This window comes from Massilia sp. ZL223 (assembly GCF_018119395.1).
In the GTDB taxonomy this organism is placed as follows: Bacteria; Pseudomonadota; Gammaproteobacteria; order Burkholderiales; family Burkholderiaceae_D; genus Telluria.
Window position 1 is genome coordinate 97,994 of the sequence record NZ_JAGPWD010000008.1, and the last position, 17,112, is coordinate 115,105.

Genomic DNA, 17,112 nt, shown 5'->3' on the forward strand with positions numbered 1-17,112 from the left:
GCGAGGCGCTCGCAAGCGGGGGCCTATTTCACCCGAAATCAATCATTATTGGAGAGAAAATAATGCTACGCTTCTTCCAAGCATTGTTAACAAGGCGAGAATAATATGGCCAGCCACATGGACCGCTTCCAGGAAATGCAGATTTTCACCCGCATTGTCGAGCAGCGCAGCTTCAGCGCGGCGGCGGAAGACCTGCAACTGCCGCGCGCGACGGTTACGAATGCCATCAAGCGGCTGGAACAGCGCCTGGGCGCGCGACTGCTCGAACGGACCACCCGCGTGGTCGCGCCCACGCTGGACGGCCAGGCCTACTACGATCGCTGCGTGCGCCTGCTGGGCGACCTGGCCGAGATGGAAAGCGTATTTTCACGCACGGCGCCGGCGGGCCTGCTGCGCGTCAGCGTGCAGTCGACCCTGGCGCGCCACGTCGTCGCGCCCGCCCTGCCCGGTTTCCTGGCCCGCTACCCGGCGCTCGAACTGCAGATCAGCGAGGGCGACCGCCTCGTCGACCTGGTGCGCGAAGGGATCGATTGCGTGCTCCGCGTGGGCAATTTGCAGGACTCCTCGATGGTGGGCCTGTCGCTGGCCCAGCTGGAACAGGTGACCTGCGCCAGTCCCGAGTATGTCGCGCGTTTCGGCCGGCCGCAGCAGCTGGAAGACCTCGACCGGCACGAGGCGGTCAATTTCGTCTCCTCCGCCACCGGCCGTCCATATCCGCTCGAATTCATGCGCGACGGCGAGCTGCGCCAGCGCACCTTGCCGGGCTCGGTGACCGTGACGGGGGCGGACATGTACACCGCCTGCGCCATTGCCGGGCTAGGGATCGTGCAGGTGCCGCGCTACCGGATCGAGGCGGAGCTGCGTTCGGGCGGCCTGGAAGTGCTGCTGCCGGAACTGCCGCCGCCGACCTTGCCGGTGTCGGTGCTGTACCCGCAGAGCCGGCAGCTGTCGCCGCGGGTGCGGGTGTTTGTCGACTGGCTGAAGGGGGTGTTTGCCGGGTTCGAGCCGGCGAAGGCAGCGCCAGCTACGCGGCCGCGCAGGCGGCAAGATTTTCATTGACGAGCTTGCGCACCCTTTTAAACTTATCGTTAACTCATGCACGTCGTCCCGGCGAAGGCGCCAGTGGCGCGTACGACGGTTTTAAAGCTAACAAAATAAAAAGCCGTACGAGGAGACATCCGATGCCCCAGTCCCGCCCCACCCTATTGAAGATGCTAGCGGTTTCCACTGCGTTCGCCCTGCCCATCGCCGCCTCGGCAGCGAACCAGCCGCTCGCCACCACCGACACCGGCAAGCTCGCAGGCGCAGTCCACAACGGCGTGGCAAGCTGGAAAGGCATCCCCTTTGCCGCCCCGCCGGTCGGCGCCCTGCGCTGGCGCCCGCCCCAGCCCGCCGCCGCCTGGAACGGCGTGCGCCAGGCCACCAGCTACGGCGCCGACTGCATGCAACTCCCCTTCGCCAGCGACGCCGCCCCGCTCGGCACCGCTCCCAGCGAAGACTGCCTCTACCTGAACGTGTGGAAGCCCGCCAAGCCCGCTTCGGCGAAGCTGCCGGTGATCGTCTGGATCTACGGCGGCGGCTTCGTCAACGGCGGGTCCTCGCCGCCGACCTATGCGGGCGCGGCGCTGGCGAAACAGGGTGTCGTGCTGGTGAGTTTCAATTACCGCCTGGGACGCTTCGGCTTCTTCGCCCATCCCCAGCTCACCAGGGAAAGCGGCGACGGCGCCCTGCTGGGCAACTACGGCCTCATGGACCAGCTGGCCGCGCTGCAATGGGTGAAACGCAACGTGGCAGCCTTCGGCGGCGATGCATCGAACGTGACGATCATCGGCGAATCGGCGGGCGGCATGGCCGTGAATACCCTGCTCACCTCGCCCATGGCCCAGGGCCTGTTCGCCAGGGCGGTCGTGATGTCTGGCGGCGAAGGCAAGACGGTCGACCCGGGCCTCGCCTACGTCGAGCAGGTCGGGGTGAACTTCGCCACGGCCAAGGGCATCGCGAAAGACGACCCGCAGGCCCTGCCCAAGCTGCGCGCCCTGGGCGCCGAGCAGGTGGTCGACGGCCTGAACCTGGCCAACCGCAAGGTAGAGGGCGCGCCGACCTACCTGGGCCCCTACGCCGACGGCAAGCTGGCGATCGAATCGGGCGCGGCTTTCGCCGGCGGGCGCTTCCACAAGGTGCCGGTCATGATCGGCGCCACCAGCGCCGACATCGGCGGCAAGACCGGCTTCATGGTTGCCGGCGCGCGCAGCCTGGCGGCCACCCTGGCCGGCCAGGGCGTGCCGGTGTACGCCTACCGCTTCTCCTATGTCGCCGACGCCATCGGCAAGCCGGGCGGCGCCGAGCACGCGACCGACATCCCGTATTTCTTCGATACGGTGGCGGTGAAATATGGTGCGCAGAGCACGAAGAAGGACGTCGCGATGGGCAAGGCGATCAGCGCCTACCTGGTGAACTTCGCGAGAAAAGGCGATCCGAACGGGCGCGGCCTGCCGGCCTGGCCGCGCTACCGCCCGGCCGCCGACGAGATCATGGATTTCGCCGGCAGCGGCAAGCCGGAACCGAAGAAGGATCCTTGGGGAGAAGAGATCGAGACGGCCCAGGCCGCCGCAGCGGCGCGCCTGGCCAAATAAAGGTCAGCTGCCGAAATAGCGGCCGGCGCGGTGCCAGGCCATGACCATGCTGCTCATGGCGATGGCGCTCAGGGCCGACCAGCCCACGCGTTCCGGCTCGACCATTGTCAGCGCTACCATGAGGATGACGCTGTCGATCATCACCTGGACGCGGCCCGCATTGATCGCGTACCGCTTCTGCATCCACAGGGTGAAGATGCCGGTGCCGCCCAGGCCGGCGCCATGGCGCGCCATGGCCAGGATGCCCATGCCGCAGAAGGTGCCGCCGCCCAGCGCCGCCACCATCGGGTCGACGTGGCCGATCGTCAGGCCATTGGGAATCAGCTTGAGCAAGGCCATGATCATCGCGCTGCCGATCAGGGACTTGATGGTGAAGCGCGCACCCATGAACAGGTAGCCGAACAGGAAGAACGGCACATTGATCAAGAGGAACAGCAGGCCGACCGATTGCCCCGTCATATAGGACGCAAGCAAGGCGATGCCCGCCACGCCGCCCGTGATCAGGCCGGCGGCCTGAAGCAAAAGGATACCGGTGGCGGCGAACAGTACGCCCACGAACATGCCGTAGACATCGTCCAGCAGCGAGTGCGGCTTCACCTGGAACGCCGGCCCCGACTGCGAACTTCCACGCCTCATCACGCCCTGCGTCATTGCATCGCCTCCAGGCTGGCGGCCGGAGACGAGGCAGGCAGATTGGCAAGAGACAGAGCGAATGAAAGAGTGTGGGTCATCGGTGTGTGCAGTGTTCAAATCGGCGGCCCGGCCTATCCAGGGCGGGTCGCCATGACAAATTACTTGAATCCAGACCGTATTGCGGCCTACAGCCGCCATTATCACTCATGTTGCACTGCAATGTAAGTGTGGGAAACCACAGTAACGCACAGTAACAACGAGGCTCCGGCCGATGAGGCCGTACTAGCAGCGTAGCAGCCCCAGAATAGTGGCGATGTTGTACGGTTTGGGTGCGAACAGGTAGCGCTTGCGGCGATCGGCCAGGAGGGACGGCAGCGTATACCCCGAGGTCAGCACCACCTTGATATGGGGATAGCGCTCATCGACCAGGTCCGCCAGGTCGAGTCCGTTGATGCCGGGCATCATGATGTCCGAGAACAAGGCATCGATATCGGTATTGTCCTGCAGCGCCTGCAGCGCTTCCTCGCCCGAATGGGCGACCACGACATCCAGGCCGTGCGAGCTCAGCAGGGCTTCGGCCAATTCGGCCAGGTCGTGCTGGTCGTCCACCACCAGCACCTTGCGCAGCAGCGCGCCCGGATCGGATGCGACAGCATCCGGCTCCGCCGGCGTGCCGGGCGGCGGCAGGCGGCGATCGTCCGTACTGAAGCGGCGCCGGACTGGGGTGCGGTACACGACATCTCCTGGGTGACAAATCAGCGCCTTCATTATCGCTCGGGAGTGCACACGAGCACGCACGATTGCGGCGCGCCCGGGGCGAACTCAGGCCGGCCCGCGCAAGGGAATCCGGACAATGAACTCGCTGCCCTTGCCCACGCCTTCGCTGCGCACCTCCACCGTGCCCTGGTGCAGCGACACCAGTTCCCTGACCACCGCCAGGCCGATCCCCAGCCCTGCCCCGCGCTGGGCGTCGGTGCCTTCGGCCTGGGTGAACACGTCGAAGATCCTGGGCTGGATCTCGGCGGGAATGCCCTTGCCGTTGTCCTTGAGGTAGCAGACGAAGTGGGTCTGGTCCGCCGTCGCGGTGAGCCAGACGTCGCCGCCGGGATGGTTGTACTTGATCGCGTTGTTGATCAGGTTCACGAAAATCTGGTTGATGCGCCGGCTGTCGACTTCGATCTCGATCGGCACCGCGGGGAAAGACAAGTGAAAGCTGATCTGCTGGGCATGCGCCAGCCCGCGGCAGCTCTCGATCGCTTCGCTCAGCAGCACCTGCAGGTGGGTCCTTTCGTAAGCGATGCTCATCTTCCCGCTCTGCACGCGGGTCAGGTCGACCAGGTCTTCGATCAGCTTCTCGAGAAAGCCCAGCTGGCGGTCGATCACGGCCAGCGGCTGGCAGCTGCGCTCGGCGTCGCCGGCGAACATCTGCAGCAGTTGCTGGGCCGAGCGCAGCGGCGACAGCGGATTGCGCATCTCGTGCGCGATGGTGCCGATGAAGACGTCGCGCTCGGCCTGGCGCGCCACATTTTCCTTCAGTTCGTTCTCGAGGTAGCGGGTACGGGCGCGCAGGTGAGTGGCGTCGCGGAAGATCTTGACGAAGCCGGTGACGCGGCCGTTCTCGTCGCGGTGCAGCGGCACGCTCACGCCGCTGGCCCAGAAGCAGGAGCCGTCGCGGCGCAAATGCCAGCGCTCGTCCTCGCCCACCCCGACCAGGGCGGCGGTCTGCGCTTCGTGCTCGTCCAGCTTGCGTTCGCGGTCTTCGGGGACGAACAGGATGGCAGTCGTCTTGCCGATCACTTCGTCGGCGGTCCAGCCGGTGATGAAGGCCGCGCCCTGGTTCCACCCGGTGATACGGAGCTCTGTGTCGTAGAACATCACGCCGTACTGCCTGGTCTTGACGAGCATCAGCTCGGAGAAGGCATCGGCGTCGCGCTGGATCCAGCGGGCATCTGGATGTGTCGGATCTGTGGGCATGGATTCGCTCGGAACGTAAATCTGCCGGAAGCGGCAGTCCGACCTGCCCCTGGGGTAGACCTTACCCGATGCGGGTGGCGGGAGAGCTCATTATATTTTTACAAGTAAATGTTCAGCGCACGGATGGGGGACTCCAGATACGAACACAGCCGCCGATTCCGGCGGCTGTGTCGAGTCTGGCGGGCTCCTGGTTTACTTGTACAGCACCTCCGGCAGCCACAGCCCGATCGCCGGGAAGGCATACAGCAGCACGATCCCCAGGATCTGCAGTCCCATGAAAGGCAGCATGCCCAGGAAGATCTGGTTCAAGGTCACATGCGGCGGCGACACGCCCTTCAGGTAGAAGGCCGACATGGCGACCGGCGGCGACAGGAAGGCCGTCTGCAGGTTCATCGCCACCAGCAGGCCGAAGAACAGCGGGTCGATGTTGAAGTGGGCCAGCAGCGGCACGAAGATCGGCATGAAGATGACGATGATCTCGGTCCACTCCAGCGGCCAGCCGAGCAGGAAGATCACCACCTGCGCCAGGATCATGAACTGCACCGGGGTCAGGTTCATGCCCAGCACCCAGGCGTTAATGATTTCCTGCCCGCCCAGCAGGGCGAAGGCCGCAGAGAAGATGCTCGAACCGACGAACAGCCAGCACACCATCGCCGTGGTCTTGGTGGCGAGGTGGGCGGATTCGCGCAGCAGGCCGAAGTTGAAGCGGCGGTAGGCGATCGCCAGGATCAGGCCGCCGAACGCGCCCATCGCCGCCGCCTCGGTCGGCGTCGCCAGCCCGAACACGATGCTGCCGAGGACGGCCAGGATCATGATCGCCAGCGGGAACAGGGACCCGAGCAGCATCTTGAAGATCTCGAGGCGCGCGAAGCTGAAGAACAGGTAGAAGATCCCCAGCGCCACGACGCCCACCGCCAGCACGATCCAGTAGGTCTTCGACGCCGGCTTGGCGACCGGGTCCGATGGCGCGGACGGCACCTCGGCGCCGGGCGCTTCGGGAACCCCTGCCGCGGCTGCCGCGACGGGCTGCTCCGACGGCGGCTCGGCCAGCTCGCCTTCCACCGGCGGCTCCTGCAGGCCGCCTTCGACCGGCGGCTCTTCCAGTCCCCCGGCGTCGGCGCTGGAGGAGCTGTCGATATCCTGCTGGGCGCCCATCTCGACCAGTTCGGTGGGCGCGGCGTCCGGCGCAGTCACGATCCGGTAGCTCACGCCCATGATGGCCGCGAAAGCCAGCGCCGGCAGCAAGGCAACGAACAGGTGCGACATCAGGGTGCGCGAGGGCACATTGGCGCCGCGCGGCCCCTTGATCGCACGCACCAGGCCGGGCACCGCCGACTTGTTGTACGCATTCGGAATCGTCTGCGTGAATGCCGGCAGCGCGACGATGCGCTCCTCGGCCGGCAGCGGCGGCGCGGCGGACGGCTTGAGCTTGGCGACGATCAGCACATAGGCCACATACAGGCTGGCCAGCATGATCCCCGGGAAGAAGGCGCCCGCATACAGCTTGACCACCGAGACCCCGGCCGTCGCGCCATACACGATCAGGAGCACCGAGGGCGGAATCAGGATGCCCAGGCAACCGCCCGCCGTGATGCTGCCTGCCGACAGCTGGGTGCTGTAGCCGGCCTTGAGCATGGCCGGCAGCGCCAGCAGGCCCATGAGCGTGACGACCGCGCCGACGATGCCGGTGGCGGTGGCGAAGATCGCGCAGGTGACGATGGTGGCCACGGCCAGCGATCCGGGCACGCGCGCCATGGCCAGGTGCAGGCTCTTGAACAGGCGCTCGATCAGGTTGGCCCGCTCCACCAGGTAGCCCATGAAGATGAACAGCGGGATCGAGATCAGCACGTCGTTGGCCATCACCGAATAGGCGCGCTGCACCATCAGGTCCAGGGTGAGCTGGGTGGCGTTGGCGGGGTCGTTGCTGTGGAAGGCGAACCAGGCGAACATCACCCCCATGCCCATCAGGGTGAAGGCGGTGGGGAAACCGAGCATGATGGCGACCACCACCAGCGCCAGCATCAGGAGGCCCAGGTGGCCGTTGGTCATGTCGGCGGGCGCCGGCATCAGGATGAACAGGCCGATCACGATCAGGACCAGGATCGAGAGGCCGAAGTAAATCTCTTTTCTCATGGCGCCTTCCCCTCTTCCATGTGGACGGACGCCTTGAGCTTGTCGACGTCGACTTCCTCGACATCGGCCTCGCGCGCGGGCCACTCGCCGTTGCGCAGGCAGATCACGCAGCGCACGATTTCGACGCAGCCCTGCAGCAGGAGCAGGACGCCCGCGAAGGGAATGACCATCTTGAAGGGATAGAGCGGCGGACCGTTGGCGGTGAGGGTGGAGTGTTCGCGGATGGCGAAGGACTCTTCGGCGTAGGTGTAGCCGGCCCAGACCAGGGCGACCACGCCCGGGATGAAGAAGACGAAGTACAGGATCAGGTCCAGCCCGGCCTGCAGGCGCGGCGGGAAGAAGCTGTACAGCACGTCGCCGCGCACATGGCCGTTCTTGGCCAGGGTATAGGCGCCGGCCATCATGAAGGCCGCGCCGTACATCATGATCATCAGGTCGAAGGCCCAGGGATTGGGCTTGTTCAGGGCATAGCGCGCGAACACTTCCCAGCTGATGAGGAAGGTGAGCGCGACGATCAGCCAGGAAAAAGCCTGGCCGACCCAGCTGCTGACCCGGTCGACGAAAAACAAAACTCTCTGCATGAAGCTGCTCCCGGTCGCGACAAACTGCCACCCTGCTTTATGCAGGGCGACGCACAAAGCACCACGAAGGTATGAGGACGTCGTTAGCCCCATCCCGTCGTAGCCTCCACTGGAGGCTACGACGGTGCTACTGCTAACTAATCGCGCTTACTGGCGCGGACGTCTTACGCCTTCTTCGGCGCGGGAGCCTTGCGCCCGAAGTAGTGGTTGTAAGCCATGCGGCGCGGGTTGTTGGTGTCCATGTCCCACTTCATCGCGCGTTCAGCAAAGGCGCGCATGGACGCCTCCACTTTCTTGAACAGCGGATTGTCCGCGCCCTTCTTGGCCACGACTTCGTCCCACACCGCCAGCTGGGTCTGCAACACCGCGTCCGGGGTCTTGTAGAACTTGACGCCGTCCTTGGCCTGCATGTCGCGGTAGTCCTTGGAATAGCGGTCGACCGCCTTCCACGACATGTCGGCCGATGCCGCTTCGACCGCGTTCTCGATGATCGCCTTCAGCTTGGCCGGCAGCGCATCGTACTTGGTCTTGTTGAAGGTGATCTCGAACTGCTCGGAGCTCTGGTGGAAGCTTTGCAGCATGCAGATCTTGGAGACGTCCGGGAAGCCGAGCAGGCGGTCGGAGCTGGCGTTGTTGAATTCGGCGCCGTCGAGCAGGCCGCGGTCCATGGCCGGGACGATTTCGCCGCCGGGCAGCGCATTCACCGCCGCGCCCATGGCCGTGAACAGGTCGATCGCCAGGCCGTTGGTGCGGAACTTCAGGCCCTTGAGGTCTTCCTTCTTGGTGACCGGCTTCTTGAACCAGCCCAGCGGCTGGGTGGGCATCGGCCCGGTGAGGAAGGAAACGATGTTGGCGCCAATGCCTTTATAGAGTTCGGCCAGCAGCTCCTTGCCGCCGCCGTACTTGTGCCAGGCGAGCACCATGTTGGCGTCCATGCCGAAGGCCGGGCCCGAGGTCCACAGGGCGATGGCGGCCTGCTTGCCGTAGTTGTAGCCCATCACGCCGTGTCCGCCGTCGAGGGTGCCTTTGGAGACGGCGTCGAGCAGGCCGAAGGCCGGGACCACGGCGCCGGCGGGCAGCACCTCGATTTTCATTTCGCCGCCGGTCATGTCGTTGACCTTCTTGGCGAAGTCCAGCGCGTATTCGTGGAAGATGTCCTTGCTTGGCCAGGTGCTCTGGAAGCGCATCTGCTTCGTCGTTTGTGCGGTTGCGATACTCGGGAACGCCAATGCGCCTGCGGCGGTGCCGGCGGCTGCGGTTCCCAGGAACTTCCTGCGGTTCGGTACTGCTTCCTTCAAATCTTTGTCGCCCTTCTTCATCGTATGTCTCCTGTCTAGTTATTGATTACGGACTGATACATGAAATGCACGGACTGAATCTGAATCGATGACACGCACAACGCTTGGCTCTGAGGACTCCTCCTTAATTAAATACTTTGAAACTATTTCTAGAATTCACGCGTTTCCTTACAGATTCCTTACTGCAAGGCTTGTTTCGATGTTACCGCTTTGTTGCAATAAGAGCTAGTTCCCTGGTATGCATGTTGGTTAGCCGCCTCATCGGGCCAGCAAGTGGGGTCCAATTTCCGCCACCGACTTGACGCCGGTGAGCACCATGTTGGTGCGCAGGTCCTTTTCCATGATGGCCAGCAGCTTTTCGACGCCGGCCTGGCCCTGCACCGCCAGGGCGTAGACGAAGGCGCGGCCGAGCAGCACGCCGTCGGCGCCCAGGGCCAGCATGCGGAACACGTCGGTGCCGGTGCGTACGCCGCCATCGGCGAAGATGGTCATCTGCCCTTTCACCGCTTCGGCGATCGCCGGCAGCGCCTGGGCGCTGGACATGGCGCCGTCCAGCTGGCGGCCGCCGTGGTTCGAGACCACGATGCCGTCGGCGCCGAGCTTTAGCGCGTCGCGCGCGTCGTCCGGGTCGAGGATGCCCTTGATGATCAGCTTGCCCTGCCACTCGTCGCGGATCCACTGCAGGTCTTGCCAGGCGATGCCGGGGTCGAAGTTTTCGCCCAGCCAGCCGATGTAGTCGGCCAGCCCGGTGGCGTGGCCGCGGTAGGTGGAGATGTTGCCGAGATCGTGGGGGCGGCCGTGCAGGCCGACGTCCCAGGCCCAGCGTGGGTGCAGCATCGCCTGCAGCACACGGCGCCAGGGGCCGTCGGGGCCGCTCATGCCGCTGTGGAGGTCGCGGTAGCGGTTGCCGGGGACGGGCATGTCGACCGTGAAGACCAGGTTGCGCGCGCCCAGCTCCCAGGCGCGGCGCATCACGTCGCGCATGAAGGCGCGGTCTTTCAGGACGTAGAGCTGGAACCAGATCGGCTTGGAGGCCTGGGCGGCGACTTCGGACAGGGGGCAGACCGAGACGGTCGACTGGATGAAGGGGATGTGGCGGTGGCAGGCGGCGCGTACTGCCTGCACCTCGCCGCGGCGGGCGTACATGCCGGCCAGGCCGACCGGGGCCAGCGCGATCGGGAGGTTGTAGCGATCGCCGAACCATTCGGCGCTGACGTCGAGCTCGGCGGAGCCGCGCAGGACGCGCTGGCGCAGCTTGACCGACTGCAGGTCGTCCACGTTGGCGCGCAGGGTTTGTTCAGCGCCCGCGCCACCATCGAGATAATGGAACAGGAAGGGAGGCAGCTTACGTCGGGCTGCTTCGCGAAAATCCGTGGCGGAGGAGATGATCATGGCCTGGCGCTCGGTTGAAGTCTGGTTGGCATCGAAGTGCAATGACTGCCGCAAGCCGTGCTTGCACGCATTGCATAGTTTGCCTTATTTCTTCAAACCAAACTAAATGATTCTTGCCTTTCGCTCTCTCATCCGCCCTGATGGCATCCCGCTCTCCGCGCCATCGTGCAGCAAATCCCTACCGCGGGCCAAAAAGAAAGAGGCACGTTTTAGCGAGCCTCTTGATGCCGAATTAAGCGTTCTTTGCAGCGCGCGATTTACGCCGTGCTGCCGCCAAGGCAAAAACACCTAGGCCGATGAGACCGAGGGATGCGGGCTCCGGCACTTCAGTTCGGATCTCGTCGCGCGTGAAGACGACGCGAACCCAATCGGTGCCACTATAAATACCCGTGTTATTGCCGCTGCGCCATCCGTTAAACACATAATTGGGCGCGGTGAGATGATTTTGCTCCCAGTACGAAATCGAATTGCTGGTGTGCCAGCTCATGCGATCGCGTTCACCCATCGCGCACACGTCCGCACTATTTTGGCAAATGATGTCATCGGCGCCGGCAAATCCCATGGAGTAGCCGTTGTAGTACCAACCCACGTTATTCGATTTGTTCGTGGTGTTTATAGAGGTATAGGTGGTCACCGTCGCATATTGGTCTGCTGCCAAGACGTCAATCGTGGTGGAGCCACGCCGCATTGCACCCAGCATGACGTACTTCTGGTGACCGGCAAATAGGTCGGCAACGGAAAGGCCGCCGCCATAATCGCTCGTGCTGATGAGTTTCCACCCCCAATCATCCGTTACCGTCGAGAACGCGACGTCGTTGTGTACGCCTGAAGGGATGAGAGCGGCAGAAGCCGTACTGGCGAAAGCACTGAGTGCAAGTGCAGCCAAAGAGTAAGCAAGTTGGGTTTTCATATTTCTTTCAGGAAATTATAGTGAACTTACTGGCACTATTAAGCAATCTTTATGCCAAATCTGCAATTCCTTGAAAAACATGAAAAATTTCTTGGAGCAACTTTACTGTTGTAAAGATTATCGACAGGAAATGTAAATTTCCTTTCGTAGAAATTAAAGATAGGACAGCCTCATCACAATTGCAAAGCGAATCGATTGCCCTACGGCAGCATAGTTCGGCTTACAATTGATGAGTCGACAAAACAAACCGAAGGTCACGTGCAGACCATTCCTCACTACGATCAGAACGCCGAGCAGCTTGTCTCCCAGTACGAATCGCTGACATTCGAAGATGTGCACCCTACCCTGCTGGATCTGCTGCCAGCCTCCGGCGCGACGATTCTGGACGTCGGCGCCGGCTCTGGACGGGACGCCGCTTGGTTTGCGGGCAAGGGATACGATGTTGTCGCCGTTGAGCCCTCGGAGGCGATGCGCACCCTCGCGCGCCAGTGCCATCCTTCGCCACGTATTCACTGGTTGGCTGACAGCCTGCCAAACCTGGCACAGGTACGCCGGCTGGGCCTTACATTCGATCTGATCCTGCTCTCGGCAGTCTGGATGCACGTGCCGCCTACTTCACGCCAACGTGCCCTACGAAAGCTGGCAACGCTGCTGTCGCCGAATGGACGAATCGCCATCAGCCTTCGAATTGGTCCGCCCGATACCGATCGCGCCATGTACGAGGTGACGCTGCCAGAGCTGACGGCGATGGCCCAGCAGTTCGGCCTCAGGCAGGTTCGCACCGACGACAGCCCGGACAGGCTGGGCCGGACCGGTATTTCATGGACGACTGTGGTTCTTGGGCTACCCGATGATGGCTTGGGCGCGCTTCCGCTGCTACGCCACTTGATCCTTACGGACGGGAAGTCATCGACCTACAAGATTGCGCTCCTACGCATCCTGGCCAGGATCGCCGATACCGCGGCAGGCGCAGCACGCCATGAGCCGGAATCCGTCGTCCTGCCAATGGGCCTGGTGGCACTCTTCTGGCTACGCATGTACAAGCCGCTCATCGAAGGCGGTCTTCCCCAGATGCCGTCTAACCGCGCTGGAAATGCCCCCGGCTTCGTGACCAACAACTTCACGGCCTTGCGCTTAATTCGACCGATCGACCTTCGTGCAGGGATGGAGTTCTACGATGACACGGCGCGCCACCTTCACGGCAGCCTGTGGGAGATATCCAGGCTGATCCGCGAAATGCCAGTCAAGTACCTGCGTTGGCCAGCAAGCGAAGAGAACATCTTCCACATCAAGCACCAGCGCCGCACATCGACACCGTCAAGCCTGCGGATCGACGATCTATTCCTGTGGAGCTTCGGCGAGTTCCACGTTCCCCTCCCAATCTGGGATGCGCTTAGCCACTACAACGTGTGGGTCGAGCCGGTTCTTGTTTCGGAATGGGTGCGCCTGATGGAGTCCTATGCGGGGCAACTCGGACCGGCAATAAGCCAGACCGCGTATTCGCTACTTGCGTGGGCAGATCCCGAGCGCGATACCAAGTTCGCGCGTGCCGCGGTCGAACGACTTCGCGCCCACGGCAAGTCCATTTACTGCGTATGGTCGGGCCAGCGCCTGAAGGACGATTTCGACATCGATCATTGTTTTCCCTTCGCTGCTTGGCCCTGCGGCGACGCATGGAACTTGATGCCTGCATCGAGGCGAATCAACAGCGAGAAGTCGAACCGCCTGGTCACCCAAACAGCCCTGGAACGCGCCAGCGAGCGGATCACCGAATGGTGGGAAGCGGGCTTCCTGTCGGCGGGGACTGATGCGCGGCACCGCTTCTTCCTCGAAGCCGAGCAAACGCTTCCGATGCTGGAGGCAGCCGCTTCACCAACGGACCTGATCGATGCGATGAAGGTGCAGCGCATTCGCTTGGCTAAGGATCAGGGTTTACGTCCATGGGAGCCAGCGACTGCCAAAAACTTAATCGTCCCTTCCCCTTCGCTTTAACTGGGCGGCATCTCGGCAAGCAGCAGATTACTCGACTGCATTACGGTTGCCTCATGCTTCGTTAGAGTAATCAGTTCTTTGATCATGTCTCTCGTGTCCTACGCGCAGGCTCAGGCTTGATCCTACTTGCTGACAATTTTGATGCTCTTCAATCAGCGCAGTAAGCCGACACCCAATAATTCCTTCTACGTTTCCATCCAGAATCAAAAGAAAATTGCCGGTATGGGTGTGCGTGCATCAACTCAGCAATTGAGAACAGCTTTCGATACGCAGAGTTAGCGGAGAAGTACGTAACTATCGAGGAGACTGATCAATGTCGAACTTTTACAAATACTTCAAGGAGAACATGAGCGCTCTTGGCCTTCCTGCGCCAGAAAGCCTCTTTGGAACGGTGCAAACCACGGTAGGTACGGTAACGGTACTACTTGGCTTGATAGACAAATTCGGCACCAGAGTTACCGTGGCCGAACTGATTGGTGCTGGTACCAAACTGGAAAAGCTGGGAGTCGTCGCAGCATGTTCTGCGGCCTTCTACGCGGAGGCAGTCATTGGAAGCCTTGCGGTCGCTACAGGGCGCTGTCTCGGCAACGGCACCTCTCTCGGCGATATACTTGTCCTGGCTGCGAAATGGGGCTTCAGGCGACCGTGGCTTGCAGCGCTTCTTCATCGGTTGCCGGGCGTTTACGACCCAGGCGTGACATCGCGGAAATACTACAAGCACCAAGAGGCGGTCCGATGAAGGATTCCCTTTCACTGCTCGCCGCCGGCGCTCTACTTGCGCTTTTCGGATGGGCATTTTGGCACTACTTAGGACCCGACGCGCTGTGCACGCTTGTCATCCTGACGCTTGTTGCAGTGACAGTAGACAATGCTCGTCTTCGCCGAGAATTGCGCAAGAGGGGACAGTGAAGAAATGGCGGGTATCGGCCTCGATGCACATGCTCAGGCTACGAGGATGTGGGTCACGCCAAGGGTGGGGAATAGTACTGGCGGAAGCGGTGTCCGGCGAACTCTGCTATGGAAATCATCCGACATGCTGCGCTAACCCACCACTCTACCCATATCACCTTTTAGTAAGCGATTGTCTCAGCAGAGTTATCGGATCAATAACAGCACTATAGTCATGGGTGTTGTTTTCGCTGAGGTTTTCTTTCTAACGCAACCGCCCTGGCCTCAAATTTTGCCCGCTCCCAATCGTGCTTTAAAAGGTAAGAAATTCGTGATCCATACTCATCTAATGCTTTATTGAGATCTGCTGAGGAAACAATTGCTGCTACGCTATCAAGAATTTTGGAATCTTCAGTATCGAACGGGTTCAAATGAAGACGCAACTCTGCTCTCAATTGAGTTAATTTCCCCTCATCGCGCGCTAAGCCAGCTACTTGAACTTGCGACGAGATATGTCTTATTTTATCTCGCCATTTTGCTCGCTCTTGAGTGATGTTCTCAATATGAATCTTACGTTCACTATTCCTTAGCGCAACCAAACCTGCTACTAGCCCAGCCACAACACCCGAACCAAGTACCGTCGAAATATCCATTTAACATAACCTATCAATAATGAGCACCGAAGTGATCACATTCGAACTCAAACATGTTTCGCAGCGCATCTTATATTAACGGCCGCCAGATGAATAAAAAACACTACGCACTAAATCATGCGTCACGCCGAATGTCGATATTATGCATAACCGCAAATTGGACTTTAGGATCTCTAATTTCGTACAGGTTAGCACCCTTTGGCCCCTTTTCTTCACATCGGCGCACTAGTCCGATTGCCTCCATGCCAACAATATAATTTTGTGTAGATCCACCGGTTCTCGCAGCATCATCAAGGTTTGTAGACGTGAATCGCACCTCCGTTAATTTCGATAAGTGAGCGATATATGAGTATACATCCATACTATTTGACTTTGCATTAATCTTACGTGGATAATACTCATAATAGTTAAAGGTACGAACGAATTCTTTTACACCTTTGTCCATGGCGTCAACAGAAATCTTTCTGGCTCCGGAATCCATGCGATATTGCTCACGAAATATCTTATTCATCAACTGCCAAAGATCACGTGGATTCGAATTTGCAAGCGGGACTACCTTTGACTCAAAGTGCTCAGAATCTGCAACGATATCCTGATAGCTCCCTACTCGTTCCGCAGAGTGTTCAGACATCCTCTTATTGAGAACGCTCATCAGTTCGACTGCTGTCCACTCAACCTGCTCTACACAGAACTTGTTGATGCGAAAATCGGATTTAACTTTTTGGTATGGAATACTCCATATAGAAAAGATAAACCTGAGTCCAGGCTGGAAGAAAATTTCATTTTCAACTAAGAATGGCCGTAAAAAGTCAGCGACTAGTTCAGCATCATTCTTCCAACGCGAGTCCTCGTCAACTCGATCCAATACTAACGTTAGATTAGCAATATCAACCTTTTTGCAGAGGTCTAGCAGTTTGCCTAGAATTATCTGATTTGCTTTCGACTCATCAAAAGTGTCATCGATATTGAGTTGAATTTTTTTAAAATATTCTTTTTCTGGGTTGCCACTATCGATACTAGGGAGGCCGAGAGATTTGCTAATAGCATCAGATGCGGCGTCGACCGCGGCTCCAGTCGCATTATTTACAAGACCCAACAATCCGTTCCAGAGCCCTACACTAACTCGCTTTAAAAATGAGTGTTGGATTTCCTTCATGTCCTGCAGAACTGCATCACGCGTAACAGAAGTTGTATGGTTTTTTAATAAATATGAAAGCAGCAGCTTGTCATCCCTATTAAGCCGTGTTCTTAGAACAACACTAGAAGCGATACTCTTCAAAACGATAGGTGCAATATTGGATATATAGAATCCCAATATTTGCGTTTGGCTTGGAACAAGAGGCAGCTGCGAATAATCTGAAATGGATATAACTTTACTGTTACACTCACTCATTAGCTTATATAGAAGCGCAGTTTTACCTGTCCCGCGCTCTCCATATATGAACACGTTTTTGCGTTCTTTCGCTGCCGCAGATGCAGTGGAATATGCGAGTGGCTGAATAAATGCTCGGTCTAGAAACTCTTTTTCCTCTTCAGCAGTAAACACAGAGAAAGGATAACTAACAAAGCCGAAACTCTGCGCAAAATCTTCAAATTTTACCATTTTTATTATTTCTTTTTCCATTTAATTAGAAGGCTGAAAAATCAAATCTCGAAATCTGCTTATTAGAAAAACGTTGATGTTACTGCGATCTCAAGAGCAAAGACCAATACGTTTTTCCGCACGGCTTTGCCCTATATAACGTTTGAGACAGCTATATTTTTGCGCTCAACCGCAAGTCGTCTGGGTATGTATTTGCGGCAGAAGAATTCCCATCAGAAAGTATATCCTAGCGTACATGTCCAAGAGCAGAAATTTTACGCTAGAGAACTCCGGTTGACAAAAAAGCAAAAAAACAAGCTAACTACCTCGTTGATAACCTTTTCCGCGTTGAGCGGTCATAGCGCACCTGTAGATTGGTTCGTAGATATAATTCAACTCGCACCGAAAGGTTTTGGAGACGTCAGTCTTTCCTAGCCTCCCTG

The 17,112-nt window shown here is 59.6% G+C and carries 14 protein-coding genes; 4 read left to right on the forward strand and 10 right to left on the reverse strand.

Annotated elements, in window-relative coordinates; translation table 11 throughout:
• Positions 1-117: 117 nt before the first annotated feature.
• Together KBW95_RS07970 and KBW95_RS07975 are read left to right on the forward strand one after the other, a co-directional pair.
• On the forward strand, positions 118-1,059 hold the full coding sequence (locus KBW95_RS07970; protein ID WP_211527937.1) for a LysR family transcriptional regulator: 942 nt from the start codon (positions 118-120) through the stop codon (positions 1,057-1,059).
• Positions 1,060-1,181: 122 nt separating this feature from the next.
• Positions 1,182-2,633 (forward strand): carboxylesterase/lipase family protein, encoded by a 1,452-nt coding sequence (locus tag KBW95_RS07975; protein ID WP_211527912.1) that lies wholly within the window; start codon positions 1,182-1,184, stop codon positions 2,631-2,633.
• Between the two features lie 3 nt (positions 2,634-2,636).
• Here KBW95_RS07975 and KBW95_RS07980 read toward each other — a convergent pair whose 3' ends face one another.
• The 8 genes from KBW95_RS07980 to KBW95_RS08015 all read right to left on the reverse strand — a co-directional run bounded on the left by KBW95_RS07980 (position 2,637) and on the right by KBW95_RS08015 (position 11,554).
• The gene (locus tag KBW95_RS07980) at positions 2,637-3,269 is read right to left on the reverse strand and encodes a YitT family protein (RefSeq protein ID WP_229429612.1); all 633 of its coding nucleotides are present in this window, start codon (positions 3,267-3,269) and stop codon (positions 2,637-2,639) included.
• 279 nt (positions 3,270-3,548) lie between these two features.
• Entirely contained in the window at positions 3,549-4,001 is a 453-nt protein-coding gene (locus KBW95_RS07985; RefSeq protein WP_373888771.1) for a response regulator, read from the reverse strand.
• A gap of 87 nt (positions 4,002-4,088) precedes the next feature.
• On the reverse strand, positions 4,089-5,240 hold the full coding sequence (locus tag KBW95_RS07990; protein WP_211527915.1) for a PAS domain-containing sensor histidine kinase: 1,152 nt from the start codon (positions 5,238-5,240) through the stop codon (positions 4,089-4,091).
• A gap of 192 nt (positions 5,241-5,432) precedes the next feature.
• Complete coding sequence (locus KBW95_RS07995) at positions 5,433-7,373, reverse strand: TRAP transporter large permease subunit (RefSeq protein ID WP_211527916.1); 1,941 nt, start codon at positions 7,371-7,373, stop codon at positions 5,433-5,435.
• Complete coding sequence (locus KBW95_RS08000; protein WP_211525844.1) at positions 7,370-7,954, reverse strand: TRAP transporter small permease subunit; 585 nt, start codon at positions 7,952-7,954, stop codon at positions 7,370-7,372. The genes KBW95_RS07995 and KBW95_RS08000 overlap by 4 nt, the downstream gene beginning before the upstream one ends.
• A 164-nt stretch (positions 7,955-8,118) precedes the next feature.
• The gene (locus KBW95_RS08005; RefSeq protein ID WP_211525843.1) at positions 8,119-9,273 is read right to left on the reverse strand and encodes a TRAP transporter substrate-binding protein; all 1,155 of its coding nucleotides are present in this window, start codon (positions 9,271-9,273) and stop codon (positions 8,119-8,121) included.
• Between the two features lie 237 nt (positions 9,274-9,510).
• Positions 9,511-10,644, reverse strand: a complete 1,134-nt coding sequence (gene lldD, locus KBW95_RS08010) for an FMN-dependent L-lactate dehydrogenase LldD (RefSeq protein WP_211527917.1) — start codon at positions 10,642-10,644, stop codon at positions 9,511-9,513.
• A gap of 232 nt (positions 10,645-10,876) precedes the next feature.
• Positions 10,877-11,554 carry a PEP-CTERM sorting domain-containing protein gene (locus KBW95_RS08015; RefSeq protein WP_211525841.1) on the reverse strand — a complete coding sequence of 226 codons (678 nt, stop codon included), beginning with the start codon at positions 11,552-11,554 and terminating at the stop codon, positions 10,877-10,879.
• A 258-nt stretch (positions 11,555-11,812) separates the two neighbouring features.
• On the opposite strand from KBW95_RS08015, the gene KBW95_RS08020 reads away from it, so the two are divergent.
• Entirely contained in the window at positions 11,813-13,546 is a 1,734-nt protein-coding gene (locus KBW95_RS08020; RefSeq protein ID WP_211527918.1) for a methyltransferase domain-containing protein, read from the forward strand.
• A gap of 313 nt (positions 13,547-13,859) precedes the next feature.
• Entirely contained in the window at positions 13,860-14,285 is a 426-nt protein-coding gene (locus KBW95_RS08025; protein WP_211527919.1) for a hypothetical protein, read from the forward strand.
• 382 nt (positions 14,286-14,667) lie between these two features.
• Here the strand turns inward: KBW95_RS08025 and KBW95_RS08030 are convergent, their stop codons facing one another.
• Both KBW95_RS08030 and KBW95_RS08035 read right to left on the reverse strand, forming a co-directional pair.
• Complete coding sequence (locus tag KBW95_RS08030; RefSeq protein ID WP_211527920.1) at positions 14,668-15,087, reverse strand: hypothetical protein; 420 nt, start codon at positions 15,085-15,087, stop codon at positions 14,668-14,670.
• 115 nt (positions 15,088-15,202) lie between these two features.
• Positions 15,203-16,711, reverse strand: a complete 1,509-nt coding sequence (locus tag KBW95_RS08035; protein WP_211527921.1) for a P-loop ATPase, Sll1717 family — start codon at positions 16,709-16,711, stop codon at positions 15,203-15,205.
• Positions 16,712-17,112 lie beyond the last annotated feature (401 nt).

What these genes read in the sequence shown, in the direction of transcription:
- KBW95_RS08000 (WP_211525844.1), bottom strand. Translation starts at nt 7,954, where the DNA reads ATGCAGAGAGTTTTGTTTTTCGTCGACCGGGTCAGCAGCTGGGTCGGC.
- KBW95_RS07975 (WP_211527912.1), top strand. Translation starts at nt 1,182, where the DNA reads ATGCCCCAGTCCCGCCCCACCCTATTGAAGATGCTAGCGGTTTCCACT.
- KBW95_RS08005 (WP_211525843.1), bottom strand. Translation starts at nt 9,273, where the DNA reads ATGAAGAAGGGCGACAAAGATTTGAAGGAAGCAGTACCGAACCGCAGG.
- lldD (WP_211527917.1), bottom strand. Translation starts at nt 10,644, where the DNA reads ATGATCATCTCCTCCGCCACGGATTTTCGCGAAGCAGCCCGACGTAAG.
- KBW95_RS08025 (WP_211527919.1), top strand. Translation starts at nt 13,860, where the DNA reads ATGTCGAACTTTTACAAATACTTCAAGGAGAACATGAGCGCTCTTGGC.
- KBW95_RS08030 (WP_211527920.1), bottom strand. Translation starts at nt 15,087, where the DNA reads ATGGATATTTCGACGGTACTTGGTTCGGGTGTTGTGGCTGGGCTAGTA.
- KBW95_RS07990 (WP_211527915.1), bottom strand. Translation starts at nt 5,240, where the DNA reads ATGCCCACAGATCCGACACATCCAGATGCCCGCTGGATCCAGCGCGAC.
- KBW95_RS07980 (WP_229429612.1), bottom strand. Translation starts at nt 3,269, where the DNA reads ATGAGGCGTGGAAGTTCGCAGTCGGGGCCGGCGTTCCAGGTGAAGCCG.
- KBW95_RS07970 (WP_211527937.1), top strand. Translation starts at nt 118, where the DNA reads ATGGACCGCTTCCAGGAAATGCAGATTTTCACCCGCATTGTCGAGCAG.
- KBW95_RS08035 (WP_211527921.1), bottom strand. Translation starts at nt 16,711, where the DNA reads ATGGAAAAAGAAATAATAAAAATGGTAAAATTTGAAGATTTTGCGCAG.
- KBW95_RS07995 (WP_211527916.1), bottom strand. Translation starts at nt 7,373, where the DNA reads ATGAGAAAAGAGATTTACTTCGGCCTCTCGATCCTGGTCCTGATCGTG.
- KBW95_RS08015 (WP_211525841.1), bottom strand. Translation starts at nt 11,554, where the DNA reads ATGAAAACCCAACTTGCTTACTCTTTGGCTGCACTTGCACTCAGTGCT.